Origin of the sequence: Falsibacillus pallidus (genome assembly GCF_050990905.1) — a bacterium.
Lineage (GTDB): Bacteria > Bacillota > Bacilli > Bacillales > DSM-25281 > Falsibacillus > Falsibacillus pallidus_A.
This window is the reverse complement of the sequence record NZ_CP158866.1, coordinates 3,261,821-3,277,138: the sequence shown is the minus strand read 5'-3', so window position 1 is coordinate 3,277,138 and position 15,318 is coordinate 3,261,821. Positions and strand designations below refer to the sequence as shown.

The window sequence follows — 15,318 nt, the reverse complement described above, 5'->3', positions numbered from 1 at the left end:
GATGGAAGATATGATCGCAAAGCATGTCGAGAGGCTGCTTAACTACATGCGGGATGAAGCCTATAAGCCTCTGACAGTCCAGGAGCTGGAAGAAGCTTTTGGAATAGAGGATTCTTCTTCTTTCAAAGATTTTGTCAAAGCGCTTGTACATATGGAGGAAAAAGGCCTCGTTGTCAGGACGCGCAGCAACCGCTATGGGCTTCCGCAGAAAATGAACCTTGTGAAAGGGAAGCTGACTGGACATGCAAAGGGATTCGCATTTGTGATTCCAGAAGAGCCGGGAATGGATGACATTTTCATCCCTCCTAACCATACGAACAATGCCATGCACGGAGATATTGTCCTCGCGCGCATTTCTGCTGAAAGCTCTGGCTCCAGAAGAGAAGGCGAAGTCGTTAAAATTATCGAAAGAGGAAACTCCGAAATTGTCGGGACGTATACGCAAAGCAAAACGTTCGGTTTCGTCATTCCTGATGATAAAAAGTTCGGACAGGATATTTTTATCCCGAAAAGCGCCAGCATGGGAGCCATTGAAGGGCATAAAGTAGTGGTGAAACTGGTCGCCTATCCTGAAAGAGGCAAAAATGCAGAAGGCGAAGTTATTGAAATCCTCGGACATAAAAATGATCCGGGAGTCGATATCCTCTCGATTATTTATAAACATGGACTTCCACAGGAATTTCCGGATGAAGCCATGGACCAGGCAAAAGCGACGCCGGATGAAATCGATGAATCCGAAATCGGCAACCGCAGGGATCTACGCGGCGAAACGATCGTCACCATTGACGGTGCAGATGCGAAAGACTTGGATGATGCTGTAACCGTTACAGAACTTGAAAACGGCAACTATAAGCTCGGCGTCCATATTGCGGATGTCACCTATTATGTGACGGAAGATTCGCCGATTGACCGTGAAGCAGCTGAGCGCGGAACTAGCGTCTACTTGGTGGACCGCGTCATCCCGATGATTCCACACCGCCTTTCCAATGGAATCTGCTCACTGAATCCGAAAGTGAATCGTTTGACGCTTTCCTGTGAAATGGAAATTACTAATTCAGGTGAAGTCGTTCACCATGAAATTTTCCAAAGTGTCATTAAAACAACAGAGCGCATGACGTACTCTGACGTGAATAAAATTCTTGTCGATCAAGATGAAGAATTGATCAAACGCTATGAGCCGCTTGTTCCAATGTTCCAGCGTATGGAGAAGCTCGCTGCGATTCTTCGCAATAAGCGTATGACAAGAGGGGCAATCGACTTTGATTTTAAAGAAGCAAAAGTGATTGTCGATGAAGAAGGGAAGCCTTCTGATGTTGTAATTCGCGAGCGATCCGTTGCAGAGAAGCTTATCGAAGAATTCATGCTTGCAGCGAATGAAACGGTCGCAGAGCATTTCCACTGGATGGATGTGCCGTTTATCTACCGGATCCATGAAGATCCAAAAGAAGATAAACTGCAGCGATTCTTTGAGTTCATCACAAACTTTGGCTTGATTGTAAAAGGAACAGCCAATTCCGTGCACCCGCGAGCCCTTCAAGAAATCATTGAAAGCGTCCAGGGGCAGCCGGAAGAAATGGTTGTATCCACAGTGATGCTAAGATCCATGCAGCAGGCAAAATACAACCCTGATTCATTGGGTCACTTTGGCTTGGCTGCAGATTACTATACTCATTTTACTTCACCGATCCGACGCTACCCTGACTTGATTGTCCATCGATTGATCCGGACATATCTGATTGAAGGGAAGCTTGATGAACAGACACGTGCGAAATGGGATTCAGACCTTCCGGAAATCGCCGACCACTCTTCTAAAATGGAGAGAAGGGCTGTCGATGCAGAGCGTGAAACGGATGAAATGAAGAAAGCTGAGTACATGCTCGACAAAATTGGCGAAGAGTACGATGCCATCATCAGCTCTGTCACCAACTTCGGTATGTTTGTCGAGCTGCCGAATACAATTGAGGGGCTCGTCCATGTCAGTGATATGACAGATGACTATTACCGCTATGATGAGCGCCAGTTCGCGATGATCGGTGAAAGGACAGCCAATGTCTTCCGCATCGGGGATGAAATCACTGTCCGTGTGGTCAACGTCAATAAAGACGAATACTCAATCGATTTTGAAATCGTCGGCATGAAAAATACGAAGCGCCGTGAACCCCGCGACGAAAAGCCAAAAGTCCTGAAGACCAAAACACGTTCAAGGGTTAAGAACAACCGTGAAAACCGTGAGCTTGGAACGGCAAAAGAAGGCCGCAGAAAATCACGCGGTCCGCAGTCCGATGGCATGTCTGAAGGCTGGTCCACAAGACCGCCTAAAGCCAAGAAAAAAAGCGGACGCAAGTTCTATGAAGGTGCACCGACATCCGGCAAGCCGGGCGGAGGAAAGAAACGCAGAAAGAAAAGATAGAAGTTAAGGAGAGAGGGAAGGGTTAAAGGTTGTAACGCTTTAATCCTTCCCATGAACCTTGTATAATAGAGCTCTAGATAGAGATGTAAGGGGGAAGTCCGATGCCTAAAGGGGAAGGAAAACTGATTGCCCAAAACAAGAAAGCCAGGCATGATTTTTCAATAGAAGAAACCTATGAAGCGGGAATTGTGCTGCAAGGTACCGAAATTAAATCCATCCGGAACGGCCGGGTCAATTTGAAGGATGCCTTCGCCCGCATTCAAAAAGGGGAAGTATACCTATTCAATATGCACGTCAGCCCGTACGAGCAGGGGAATCGCTATAACCACGATCCGCTCCGTACGAGGAAGCTGCTGATGCATAGGAAGCAGATCAATAAACTAATCGGTGAAACAAAAGAAGCAGGCTATTCCCTTGTTCCATTAAAACTTTATTTGAAAGATGGCTATGCAAAAGTTTTAATCGGCCTTGGAAAGGGAAAAAAGAAATACGACAAGCGCGAAGACCTCAAGAAGAAAGAAGCCAAGCGCGACATCGAGCGAGCATTCAAAGCCCGCCAGCAGGACTAATTTACAGTTAATTACAATTGAAAAATTGGTCAAGTGTGTTATAATAATAAACGTAGCAACGAAGTAATCTAAAGCTTTACTATCAAAGCTTTTCCTAACGTCAGATAGTGCGTTGAATAAGCAGACGCCGATATTCTACGCCACTTGAATAAGCTTCTTTGTAAAAAGAGAAGCAAGAAGTTCAAGGAAGCGAAGTGCAGAGCGCACCGGAGCGTATTTTTTAATACGTGAGGATGCGATCAATCGAGCTGACGCAGAAATTCGCCGCTTATCTTTTTACAATGGGGACGTTACGGATTCGACAGGGATAGTTCGAGCTTAGGTTGCGAGTCGGAGGGATCGGCTCCGTCATCAACGTCAACGCCAATAATAACTGGCAAAACTAACAACAACCTCGCTTTTGCTGCCTAATAAGGCCTAAAGCGGATCCTCCCTCCATCGCCCATGTGGTAGGGTAAGGGTCTCACTTTTAGTGGGCTACGCCGGATTCCACCGTCTGAGGATGAAGGAAGAGACTAACCAGACTAGCTGTCCGGACGCCTGTCGGGAGGCATAAGGTACAGCGAAACACTAATATGCCGACTACACTCGTAGATGCTTAAGTGCCGTTATTTCTGGACGTGGGTTCGATTAAGCATTAGTCGCCTTATGTGGCAACACATAAGTGATAACCTGGCTTTATCGGTGAAACCTAAGTCGCTTCGTGCGATAAGGCAATGCCGAGCGGTATGTGGAGCAATCCAACAGCCGTGTATCGACTTATAGACTGCCCTCCGGGTAGCACTAGGATACGAAATCAGCTTTATAAAAAGCAAAACTACATTTCGTATAATACGCCAGGGGACCTGATAACATAGGTTCAAGATATAGTCAGTGCCATGACGAAAGCATGGAATAACATGTCCCACCGTCTCCACCAAATACATATTTGGTGGTTTTTATTTTGTCTTGTGACTTAAACCTTATCATTGCCGCTTTGGCAAGCTTATGCTTCTTATTTCTTGCGGAAATTATTTGCTTCAATAATAAATGCGCTGATTAAAATGTCACTATATTTAAGGAATAAAAAAGACCGATTACACGGTCTTTTTTTTCTACCATCCTTTTTCTTAATCAGAGTCTCATACATTTTAATAATAGGATTTATTCCCCCTTACATATACAGTAGTGTTTGTTTCTATATCAACAACTGCCATCTGAGCAAATATGCAGTTATCATCTTTCTTCATGGAAAAATAAAAATACACTTGACGATTAGGGTCAATATTTTGACCTTTATTTTCTTTGCAATAGCTCCAAAGAAGAGCTTTGTATTCCCCAATGTATTTTTTTAATATTTGATTTTTTCTTTATATAATATTTTTTTTGCAACGTAAATATCTGGGTTGTTTATCATTTTATATCCTTGTTGATTGTTTCCGTTAAGATAACTTTCAGCACTTACCTCCTGCAATTTTTTGAAGGAGTTATCAGGATAAATAGTGCCAATGTAAGGACTATCTTACCCGTTCGCAATCTTAAAGGACATAAAAGATAAAGATAAAAAAGAACATGCAATTAGAAAGTACTTATATTTTTTCAAAGTAAACTCTCCTGTCTTAATTCCCACTAAAGAATCAGGCTTTGTTTAATAAATATTTAATCCGTCTCCTTTAAGTTTTCCCTATAATTTGCATTTATTATGTATTTTGATTTTTGTTAGATTGGAACAGGAGAAATATTAAACTTTACAAGAAATAAAAACTGGTAGTTCTCAAAATAACGGTTAAAGGTGCAAACAGGGAAATACACATACTGTATTTTCTTGAAAATTCGGTAGTAATTCAAAGCACTACTCACATAATAAAAAGCTGTTGTTTTGTATTACAACAGCTTTTTATTTGTAAGAACCTTATTTTTTAAAAATTATCATTAAGAAAAAAGAAATCAGATAGCAAATGAGTGGATAATAGACTAAAGGGAAAGTATCAATGAACCCGTTAACTCCAAGGAATCTTGTTAGTGGTAAACTCAACAGAAAGGCCAATACCATTAAATAAGGCTTATAAAAGATGGAGGCAACTAATGCAATCATACTTGGTATATAAAGAAATATTAAATGCTCTATTCTCAATATATCCAACCATACTTTAATGTTATCACCTTGATGTTGTGGTAAGTAATCCTTCCACAAATATAAACCCATTAACGATCCTATGATTCCTAAAGCCCTTATAATAAAAGTGCTTTTATTTTTTGTCATTTGTACAACCTCCTAATGAAATATATGCATTAGAGGGTCCCAATAACATCGAAGGATCAATGATTTAATGCTATCGAAAGGTTTTATACGATTATTATTACGAAAACAGAGTAAATCTAAATTGAAAAGTCTATTTACTCTTCAATCATAGAAATTAATACCCTTTCCATTTCCTGCTTTGGCAATTCTTCTGCCAACATGACGATTTTATATCCTTTTTGGGGCACCGCTACCCTCAATCCAACCTTCATATTAAAACTTTCATCATCAAAAGTTACAAATTTAAATTGATATCCATTTAAAGAGTAGGATTCGGTGTTTTCGATTTTTTGGGGAGCTTCCAAGTCATCTTTTAGTTTTAAGTTCATTTGTTTTGTCCAAAAAAATGACTTTCCATCAGAATAATTTGACGAAACCACTGGCTCATCTTCTGGCTTCTGCGAAATGTAGTTTTTATCTACTAATTGATATCCTTTAGGTAAATAGGAAGGGTTAGTAAAAGGAAAACTTGCTAATTGTTGGGCTTGTATTGGTATAATCTTATGTTCATACGCTTGCAATAATTTTTGAATTTGCTTTAATCTCTTTTCTTCTTCTCTATTTGGGTACTTCCTTTTTTCTATTTGCACTTTATTAAAGATTTTAGTTTGTTCTTTTATTAGTTCACTGTATTGATTGAACTCTTTTTCTGTTAAATTTTCTTTTGCAATTTGTAACGTTTGTTCATAGAAATCAAGTTCCTCTTTACTTTCATCAGGATAAGCTTGCTTTAGGTTTTCTCTTGAACCAAATAGTTGACTTATGAAGGTTTGAGCCGCATCGACAATGTGTGTACCGTTGTAAGCAACACTTATACCAATTATTAATACTGATGCAGCTACAGCAAGGATCCACGAAGAATAACTTTTCTTTCTCTTTTCGGTCCTAAAAGGCTTATGTATGATTTCGCTGTTCAAATCTAATTTATCGAATGTCTCTTTTTTAAATTTTTCAATATCTACTTTATGCTTAAAGTGCATTTTTGCTGCTCTTAATTCTTTTTCCTCCATAACCATCCTCCTTCATTTTTTTGCTTAATAATTGGCGGCCGCGAGAGAGTCTAGACTTTACCGTGCCAACATTTAGATTTAGGATTTCTGATATTTCCTGAATGGATAGTTCATCAAAATAGAAGAGAGTAATAGGTAAACTATAGTGTTTCGGTAAATCATAAACAGCATTATGTACCTCTTCTTCCTGAACAGTTCTGAAATATGATTCTTCACTGCTTTCTTGGATCTTATCAGGTAAAAAGTTAGAAATAACTTCTTTCCATGATTTTCTGAACGAATTATTGCATTCATTAATCACAATTCTTGCAAGCCAAGGAAATGGCTCATTACTGTTCTTTAATTGATCCATCGAATGAAACGCCTTGATAAAAGCTTCTTGTACTTGGTCTTCTGCTTTTAGCCAATCTTTGACGTAAGTATAAGCAAGTCTAACCAGGCGGTTTGTATACTTATCTATCCAAACCTCTAAAATTTCCTTCTTATTCAAGAATTCCCCTCCTTAAAACCTCATGCCTCGCTATTTTCAAATGTAAGATGTATTTTCCTTAGAAAAGGTTGCATTTTTTCATAAAAAAAGCTTGCAAAGATAGCAGCAAGCTCGTGAATCTAATTTCTCTATTTTACATTAAATTTCCCTTGGTACAGAAGAAATTAATTTTTATTAGTAGGGTGCTTATCAGTGCGGATTACAAATGAAGTTATATTGAAATGACATTATTTACTTTAAATAATGATTAAATGTAAATTTATGTTAATATTAAAAGGTATGGATTAAACTTGAACTTAGAAAGCTGGGGAGTACACTGAAAAGAACTATTTTGATAATAATATTTTGGTGTTTAATTCTTTTTTCCGTTATTGCACAAATATCAGACAAATTCATTTATTGGCTAAGTTCAAATGCAGTTTCACTTATAGATGAAAGAATGATATATACATTCGTCCCTATTTTCTTGAATTTTATTGTTTTATTTTTATTATGGGAAATTAACATCCGAAAGTATTTGTTCCGCTTCTATTTATTACTCAATACAATTCTTTTTTTATATTTTATTTTTTATCAATTTGTGGATATGGGCCTTGGTGAGTATAGGTGAATATTTTAATAACGCTGGGAAAAACCAAGCGTTCACGGTCAGTCTTTTGATAAAAGAATTGTTTAAAGGGGGGGACTGTTATGAAAAAGAGATTCAGTTTTTCTTCTTCAGTTTTAATATTAATAGGTGTCTTGGTAACTTTAGCAAAATATTATTATGGTTCATCAAGTTGGGGAGGGTTTTATGGAGTGCTTTCGATAGGCATCTTAATATTTATTAGTGGTGTCATTTTTGGTGTAATAGCTTTTGCAAAAAAAGAAAAGGGCGTCTTGAAATACATATCGGTTCTTTCAGTAATAGTAGTCGTTTTCTTTGTTGGTTATCTAACCTGAAAAATGAAGTAGATATGATGCCAGTAGTAAGTACTCGAAAAGAACTGCTGTTTTCCCGTTGCCAGCTGGTAAAGAACATCTAACATATAGAAGTAATGCCGTTTTTAATTTTTCCACTTTGGTCATCAACATAGTCGGTTCCGTTTTCACAGTTATCTTTATTCTCCCATTTAACAATATACTTATGGCCCCTGTGACTAACGGATATTATTTCAACTGTACCAATATGTTTAGAGTGATCATTCATCACGATTGACTTTGCTTCTTCTTCAGTAACTTTCGGATTCGAGAAGCTGTTGCAGCCACTCACTATCAGCACTAGACTTAAGGATAAAACGAATCGTTTCATACAATTCCACCTCCGTATTATATTAGACGATGCCAATATTATTGAGGTTACGAATCACTCCATAAGAGGAGATGCTTAAAACAAGGAATCTCTCCTTGTTTTCTAAAAAAATTATGAGTTTTCGAGGTGTAGGAAATGTATGAATTTCCAAGTGAAATTGACTTTCTTTCTTTATTTGAATGTGATCCTACTTTATTGGATGTCACGAAAGACTTTCCATTTTACTACAACCAAGCAACATACAGATTTTCTAATGGAAAAGAAGATTTTATTGTTAACCTTTCTCCTTCATATGGAGAAGTGAAAATTCAAGTTATCAGAAGTGATTCAAATAGATTACTGTCCCTGTTAGACCTAAAAAGTGTTAAAAAATTTGAAATTATCGCTGATAAAAAAGATCATTCAAGTGTACTGATAATTAATAAGAATGAAGACATAGAACAAGTGGTTGAGATCCAATTTAAACCCCAGTTTAAGCAAATCTTCAAGGAACAATTAATACGATAAGGGGAATTTAAAGGAAGAAAATAAATAAAAGAACTTCTCAGTGTTGTATTTATCAATTAAAAATACACAAAATAATTCCTAGTACATCCGTTTCTAGCGCTAGGAGTGTGATATTGAATGAACAATATGTTTAAAACAGTGATTTCAATCTTAATAATGATGGTTTTATGGAATGAAAGTTCCGTAGTTGAGGGAAAAGATCGGATCTCCACCGAGCAGCCTATCTCAGTGGAAAAAGCATATGAATTAATGGGTTATACTGACTTCGATAATGCCCTAAAACAGTATAATAAAAAAGGATTAATTCTACCAAGTGATGTACCTTTCAAGGTTGAGTATCAATATGCTAAAGTGGACTCCGAATCTTCATCCATTAATTTTGAATACTTGGGTGAGAACTTTTCCAGAAATCATTTAAGTATCAAGGTAAGTCCAAAATCTAATCCGGATTATAAAAATAACCTTTTGATGATTTCTGGTGAAAAGGCTTGGATGATAGAAGCCACTAGACCAGAATTTCCAACAATTATATCTTTTAAAAAGAATGATGGGTATTATACAGTGATGCTCCACATGGGAATCAAACCATTAGAAAGAGCAGCATTAATCCAGATTGCTGAGGAATTGATACATGAAAATGGTTGAGTGCTGAATATTAAATACTATAACTCGATAATACGGTGAATTTTATAGTAGTTTTAATGAAGGTTATTAAAATGTGTTATATAGACTTTGGCAATAGTGGATTCAAGTCACATTGCCAAAATTATTTTCAATCCAGCATGCCCTTTTTACAAAGGTGCATGCTTTTTTTCATAAGGGTGTATCATTCTCTAGAATGAAAAATGAAAATTAATACTGGCTTTACAAAAGTTAGCACTTACAATTTTTCAGAAAATTGCAAGTGTATAATAGGATGGTTCGTTTGGTGGAAAGATTGCCTTTTCTTATTGAAATAAACAATAGTCCCCTGTAAAAAGGTGGATTTTTTATCATTAAATGTTTACATGGAATTCACTCTTCCTTTATTTCGCATCCCTACAATGGACGTTGACTAAGGAATTCCTTGAAATAAAAGAGAGGTGGGAGAGTGATGAAATTGAACCGAAAGAAATGGCTGGGAGCAGCTTTGACAACTTTGGTTATCGGGTCTTCATCCGCAGTTTATGCTGGTTATCATGAGGTGGCGGGGCCAACTTCAACTGTAGCAGGCATTACACCGCATGATTGGAATTTAACACCTGCTGGGCAGCAGCTGACTTTGGGGGATTTCCCAATGGGCGGTGCAGTCAGCCCGGATGGTCGGTATCTTGTCGTCTCAAATGACGGTCAAGGAGAGCAATCTCTTCAAGTCATTGATACTAAGACTGATAAGGTCGTCCAATCACTTCCTTACAAATCGCCACAAGCCTTGTATTTAGGGGTGGTGTTCAGTCCTGATGGGAAAAAGGTTTATGCTTCAGGCGGGGGCAGCAACAAGATTCGGGTCTTTGATTTTAACAATGGGAATCTGACCGAGGAGAGTGCCATCGCATTGGACAAAGATGCCAAAAAAAATCTTTATCCTGCTGGCCTGTCAATCACTCAGGATGGCCATTATCTATTTGCTGCCAACAACTTGGATCATTCTGTCTCGAAAATCAATACACAAACACAAGAAGTTGAAAAAACAACAAGTGTCGGTAAGAATCCATACGCAGCTTACCTAAGCAAAGACGGTAAAAAGCTGTTTGTATCCAATTGGGGTGAAAGCAGTGTTACAGTTCTTAACCCCGAAACGATGGAAGAGATTAAAACGATATCTACAGGGCTCCATCCGAATGCGATTGCCGAAAACCCGAAATCTGGGACTATTTATGTCTCGAATTCAGATAGCGATAGCATCTCGTTTATTAATCCAGAATCCCTTTCGATTGAGCAGACTTTTTCGGTCAAGCCTAATAAACACGTTCCAACCGGCAGTCAGCCCGACGCACTTACTGTAAGCAAAGATGGACAAACACTTTATGCAGCAAATGCAGGAAATAACGATGTTTCCGTCATTGATGTATCAGGTGAAAAAGCGAAAATGAAAGGTTTAATCCCAACAGCCTGGTATCCTACTGGAGTTTTTATCGATCAAAATGAAAACGAATTGATGGTGATGAATGCAAAGGGCCTTGGTGCAGGATCAAATGCTGATGGCCAGTATATCGGCAATATGATTAAAGGGACACTTTCCACCATTTCGATTCCAAATGATCATGAACTTAAGAAGTACAGTAAACAAGTTTCCAAAAATAATGAGTACTTTAATGAACATGGTGATGAACGAAGTGAAGAAGGAAAAAAACACGAAGCAATGAAGTCGCCGATTCCTCAGTATTTTGGCCAAAAAAACTCACCGATTAAGCACGTAATCTATGTGATTAAGGAAAATCGCACATATGATCAAGTGTTTGGTGATTTAGAAAAAGGCAATGGCGATGAAGAGTTGACGACTTATGGCAAAGAAATTACGCCGAACCTTCATAAGCTTGCTAATCAATTCGTCACGCTGGACAATTTTTATGCTGATGCTGAAATCAGTGCGCAAGGCCACAACTGGGCTGCTGGCGCTAAGGCAAATGACTATGTGGAGAAAAATTGGATGGCCAATTATTCTGGCCGAAATCGGGGCTATGATTTTGAAGGGTCCAATGAAGCTGCATATCCAAAAGCTGGATTCCTTTGGAATAATTCACAGCGTTCAGGCGTCAGCTATCGTGATTATGGTGAATTTACGAACTACGATAAGCAGAAGGAGCAGTGGGTTCCAACCGATCCGTCCATTGGTACCAACTATGATCCTGATTTTCCAGGCTGGGATCTAAGCATATCAGATCTTACTCGTTATGATGCTTGGGAAGATGAATTTAAGACCTATGTGGAAAACGGCAATCTGCCAGACCTCCAGATTGTTCGCTTGCCAAATGACCATACTTCTGGAACAGCACCAGGCAAACTAACACCAGAAGCAATGGTTGCCCAAAATGATTATGCTGTCGGGAAGCTTGTTGATGCGGTCAGTCATTCGCCATATTGGAAAAACACTGGGATCTTCATTACGGAAGATGATGCACAAAATGGCTGGGACCACGTGGACGCCCACCGTACCGAGTCTCTTGTTGTGTCCCCATATACGCAAAGTGGGAAGTTAGACAGCACTTTCTATGATACAACTTCCATGATTAAAACAATGGAATTGATTCTAGGCATGCAGCCAATGTCTCAATTTGATGCATCCGCTATACCTATGAATCGTTCATTTATGAATAAACCGGTGCTCAATCCATTTGAGGCAGAGAAGCCAACATATCCAATTGATAAGAAAAATGGTGAAGCAGCGGTGGGTGCGGCAGAGTCTAAATCCATTGATTTTTCTCAGGCGGATCATGCGGATAACGAAAAACTCAACCACATCCTCTGGAACGAAGCCAAAAAGAACAAAGCCTATCCAAAGAAAAATAAATAACAAATCTATTTCGCGATTGACAAAAATCGACAATATCCGGGGCGTGCCTGTCACCCCCCGATTTATCTTGGCATCAGGGAGCCTTTGCAAGTTGAAGGGCTCCCTGTATTGTAAAGGGGGCAGGTGCTGTGAAGGGCATCATGAGTTACTTTTCAAAAAAGACGGCATTGATTTTTCTCATCCTCATTTTTATCTCTTCTTGGGGCAGCTACGCGTTTAAACAAATGCATCGCGACTATTTGCCTCCAATCAAAAATGCTAATTTAATGGTTACGATTAAAGCACCTTTGTTTTCACAAATAGAGGTTCAAAAACAACTAACAGGACCGTTAAGCAAGCAGCTTCATCAGTTGAATCATCTGGAAACTCTGGAGTCTGAGACTTATAATCATGGGCTGATGCTAAAGTTAACTTATGATTCTAAAGCAGATATGGAAAAAGCTCGTACATACCTGAAACAGTCTTTAAATGAATGGCATCGTCCAGAAGGGGTACAAGCCCCTGACATAACAATGATCCAATCTACCTCGTTTCCGATTATGGAGATAAGTCTTACGCCAAATAAGATTAGCCGGAGCCAGTTATTAACAAAGGAAAAGAACCAGATCCAACAAGCAATTGAGCAGTTGCCAGGTGTCCAAAAAGTGGACGTCGCCGGAGGAGCAGACGATGGTTTGGTCATGCTTCTTCATCCAAAAGCAATGGCGAAGCATCATGTGACCGCTAAACAATTGATGGATTTGTTAAATGAGGATGTCTCATTCCCACATGGGCTGGTCAAATCTGGCCAGGAGGTATTACCTTTTACAATTACTTCTGATAAATTATCTCCACAATTGATAGAAAATGAATCCATTAGAACTGAGAACGGGGACGCTATTAAGCTAGGAAGTCTCCTGAAAGTTGAGAAATTCATAGTAAACCAGTTTGTCAACGTTCGGACGAATGGAAAGGCTGCTGTCATTCTTTCCGTCTATAAGACGCCTTCTGCTGATATTACTGAAGTCAGCCATTCGGTTGAAGATAGGATTAAGCAGCTGCCGATTATCAAAAGCGGCGACGTTTCATCGAAGATTCTATCCAATAAAGGCAACATGGTAGATGATTCACTTAACAATTTATTTAGGGAAGGACTATTGGGATGCCTGTTTTCTATCGTTTCTGTCTGGCTTTTTTTCCGGAACTATCGCCTATCCTTGCTAGTCGGGATCTCCCTGCCAATTTCCTTTTTCTTAACAATGATTGGTCTGCACTTAATAGGTAAAGGTATTAATCTCCTAACACTTTCAGGTGTCATTATAGCGATGGGAAGGGTAATGGATGATTCAATTGTTGTCATCGATAATGTCCTAAGAAAGAAAGGCAAAGGGACGTTGACTTTGAACCACGTTCAGGAAGGGGTAGCTTCCATTCTGCCAGCTGTCATTGCATCTACTCTGACAACGATTGTTGTATTTCTTCCGTTTGCCTTTGTTCCAGGGATGATCCAGCAAGCAATTTCTGGATTTGCATGGGCAGTTACATTCGCGCTGTTGAGCTCCTTATTGGTGTCAGTCGTTATTTTACCGCCGTTTATCATTCGTTTTGGAAGCCGAATTTCAGAAGGGGATTCATCAGATCATTTTGATATCAAAGCTCGACACATAGTTTCGTGGTGTTTTAAAAAACGTAAAATATTGCTGCCGATTTTTGCCCTTCTGCTTATAAGCTCCATCATATTAAGCTTTCATATTCCAGTGCAGATTTTTGCCAGAAGCCAGCAAAATGATATTGTCATACAAATTGAAGGGCCGGAGAACAATCCCATGCCTACGCTAAATGCTGAAACGAGGAATCTCGAGGCATTTCTTAAAGATTCCCCTGGTGTCAAGAACTACACTGCGACCGTTGGAGGCTCCTTCCGCACAACGTTCGATGATGTCTTTGACCAAAATGGGGGCTGGGTCCAAAGGCAAAATGTTGCCAATGTTGTAATTCAGACTAAAAAGGGTACATCCCAACAGGCTTTAATAAGTAAAATTAATCAATACATTGGAAAGCTTTCCACTTCGGCCACATATGCAGTCTCTAGCCAAAATATCTCTGGGGATGATTCAAGGGTCAGCATTGTTCTAAGTGGTGCTGATGAAGAGACATTAAATCATTATTCTACTCGATTAAAGAGTAAGCTCGCTATGATTGATCAAGTTTTCATTTATGATGCAGGAGAAGTGGGTAATTCGTTTCAAATTAAATTAAATGAAGAAAAAATGAATGAATTCGGAATCAAAAAGCAAGATATCTATGATGTAGTCAATCCTTATTTAAACATCCAGCAAGAGGGTAAAATAAGAACAAATGATGGGGAAGTTCCTTATGAGTTAAAGCAGGAAGGGGAGCTGCCGTCTATTAGCACTGCATCACAGGATATAGTGCAGCAAACTCTGCTGCAAATCGGCAATACTAAGCTCTCTGGGAAGAATGGGCTGAGGGTTCGATTGGCAGAGGTTGCGAGTCTGGATGTCCACCCAGGTCAAGTACAAGTGATGCAGAATGGGGAACCGGTATCGTTAATTGAAGGAAGCATCCTGAATAAGGACCCTGAGAAAACGGCTCGGAAAATTAAAGAAGTGCTCGATCATACTCCTCCTCCAGAAGGGGTAACCGTTAAGTTTGGTGGGTTTACTAAGCAAATGAGGGAAATGACACTGACAATTGTTTTTACAAGTATTCTAGCCTTACTTTTGATTTTGATGGTGATTCATAGCATTTTTAAAGGATTCCGTGCGCCACTGGCCATTTTATTAAGTCTGCCAATGGCCATCTCCGGATCAATCATCGGTCTATATTTCATGAAAGGAGCCTGGAACCTAGGGAGCATCATTGGCTTGGTCATGCTGCTTGGTATTGCAGCCACTAATAAAATCGTTCTTGTAGATAAGATCGAAAAGAACAGCCTTTCCCAATCAGATTTAGGCTCTATTTTAGATGGCACGATTTTAAGGGTGCGTCCTGTCATAATGACAGCTTTGACGACGGTCATGACGATGCTTCCCCTGATGATTTTGGGAAACGATCAAGAAATGGTCTCCAGATCGTTAGCCATCTCCGTCATTTTTGGAATGATCACCTCAACATTCACAACACTCTTGATCGTTCCAAGCGTCTACCATTGGATGCTGCAAAAGCGGGACATGGGGACAGGTTCAGTGTCCCGCTAAGTAAGACAGTTGGCGTGGGACGGGGGGACAGGTTATTTGTCCCGCTAAGTAAGTTCAGTTGGCGAGG

11 protein-coding genes and 1 other RNA gene are annotated in these 15,318 nt (G+C 39.4%); 8 read left to right on the top strand and 4 right to left on the bottom strand.

The window, feature by feature from the left end:
- Position 1 precedes the first annotated feature (1 nt).
- From rnr to ssrA, 3 genes are all read left to right on the top strand, one after another.
- Entirely contained in the window at positions 2-2,410 is a 2,409-nt protein-coding gene (gene rnr, locus ABTV07_RS17175; protein WP_433744485.1) for a ribonuclease R, read from the top strand.
- Positions 2,411-2,511: 101 nt separating this feature from the next.
- On the top strand, positions 2,512-2,979 hold the full coding sequence (gene smpB / locus ABTV07_RS17170) for an SsrA-binding protein SmpB (protein ID WP_114746359.1): 468 nt from the start codon (positions 2,512-2,514) through the stop codon (positions 2,977-2,979).
- A 291-nt stretch (positions 2,980-3,270) separates the two neighbouring features.
- Positions 3,271-3,612: a transfer-messenger RNA gene (gene ssrA / locus ABTV07_RS17165) on the top strand.
- Positions 3,613-4,870: 1,258 nt separating this feature from the next.
- Here the strand turns inward: ssrA and ABTV07_RS17160 are convergent.
- The 3 genes from ABTV07_RS17160 to ABTV07_RS17150 form a co-directional block, all read right to left on the bottom strand.
- Entirely contained in the window at positions 4,871-5,221 is a 351-nt protein-coding gene (locus ABTV07_RS17160) for a hypothetical protein (protein ID WP_433744481.1), read from the bottom strand.
- Between the two features lie 134 nt (positions 5,222-5,355).
- On the bottom strand, positions 5,356-6,270 hold the full coding sequence (locus ABTV07_RS17155) for a hypothetical protein (RefSeq protein ID WP_433744479.1): 915 nt from the start codon (positions 6,268-6,270) through the stop codon (positions 5,356-5,358).
- Positions 6,230-6,760: an RNA polymerase sigma factor gene (locus ABTV07_RS17150; RefSeq protein WP_433744476.1), complete on the bottom strand. Its 531-nt coding sequence runs from the start codon at positions 6,758-6,760 to the stop codon at positions 6,230-6,232. The genes ABTV07_RS17155 and ABTV07_RS17150 overlap by 41 nt, the downstream gene beginning before the upstream one ends.
- A gap of 690 nt (positions 6,761-7,450) precedes the next feature.
- Between ABTV07_RS17150 and ABTV07_RS17145 the strand changes: the two genes are divergently transcribed.
- Positions 7,451-7,702, top strand: a complete 252-nt coding sequence (locus ABTV07_RS17145) for a hypothetical protein (protein ID WP_433744473.1) — start codon at positions 7,451-7,453, stop codon at positions 7,700-7,702.
- A 79-nt stretch (positions 7,703-7,781) separates the two neighbouring features.
- On the opposite strand, the gene ABTV07_RS17140 is transcribed toward ABTV07_RS17145, so the two are convergent.
- A complete protein-coding gene (locus tag ABTV07_RS17140) occupies positions 7,782-8,051 on the bottom strand; it encodes a hypothetical protein (RefSeq protein WP_433744470.1) in 270 nt (89 codons plus the stop codon).
- A gap of 135 nt (positions 8,052-8,186) precedes the next feature.
- On the opposite strand from ABTV07_RS17140, the gene ABTV07_RS17135 reads away from it, so the two are divergent.
- The 4 genes from ABTV07_RS17135 (at position 8,187) to ABTV07_RS17120 (ending at position 15,251) form a co-directional block, all read left to right on the top strand.
- Entirely contained in the window at positions 8,187-8,558 is a 372-nt protein-coding gene (locus ABTV07_RS17135) for a hypothetical protein (protein WP_433744467.1), read from the top strand.
- A 117-nt stretch (positions 8,559-8,675) separates the two neighbouring features.
- Positions 8,676-9,203 carry a hypothetical protein gene (locus ABTV07_RS17130; RefSeq protein WP_433744464.1) on the top strand — a complete coding sequence of 176 codons (528 nt, stop codon included), beginning with the start codon at positions 8,676-8,678 and terminating at the stop codon, positions 9,201-9,203.
- Positions 9,204-9,651: 448 nt separating this feature from the next.
- A complete protein-coding gene (locus ABTV07_RS17125) occupies positions 9,652-12,051 on the top strand; it encodes a beta-propeller fold lactonase family protein (protein WP_433744461.1) in 2,400 nt (799 codons plus the stop codon).
- A 128-nt stretch (positions 12,052-12,179) separates the two neighbouring features.
- Positions 12,180-15,251 carry an efflux RND transporter permease subunit gene (locus ABTV07_RS17120; RefSeq protein WP_433744458.1) on the top strand — a complete coding sequence of 1,024 codons (3,072 nt, stop codon included), beginning with the start codon at positions 12,180-12,182 and terminating at the stop codon, positions 15,249-15,251.
- Positions 15,252-15,318: the final 67 nt, after the last annotated feature.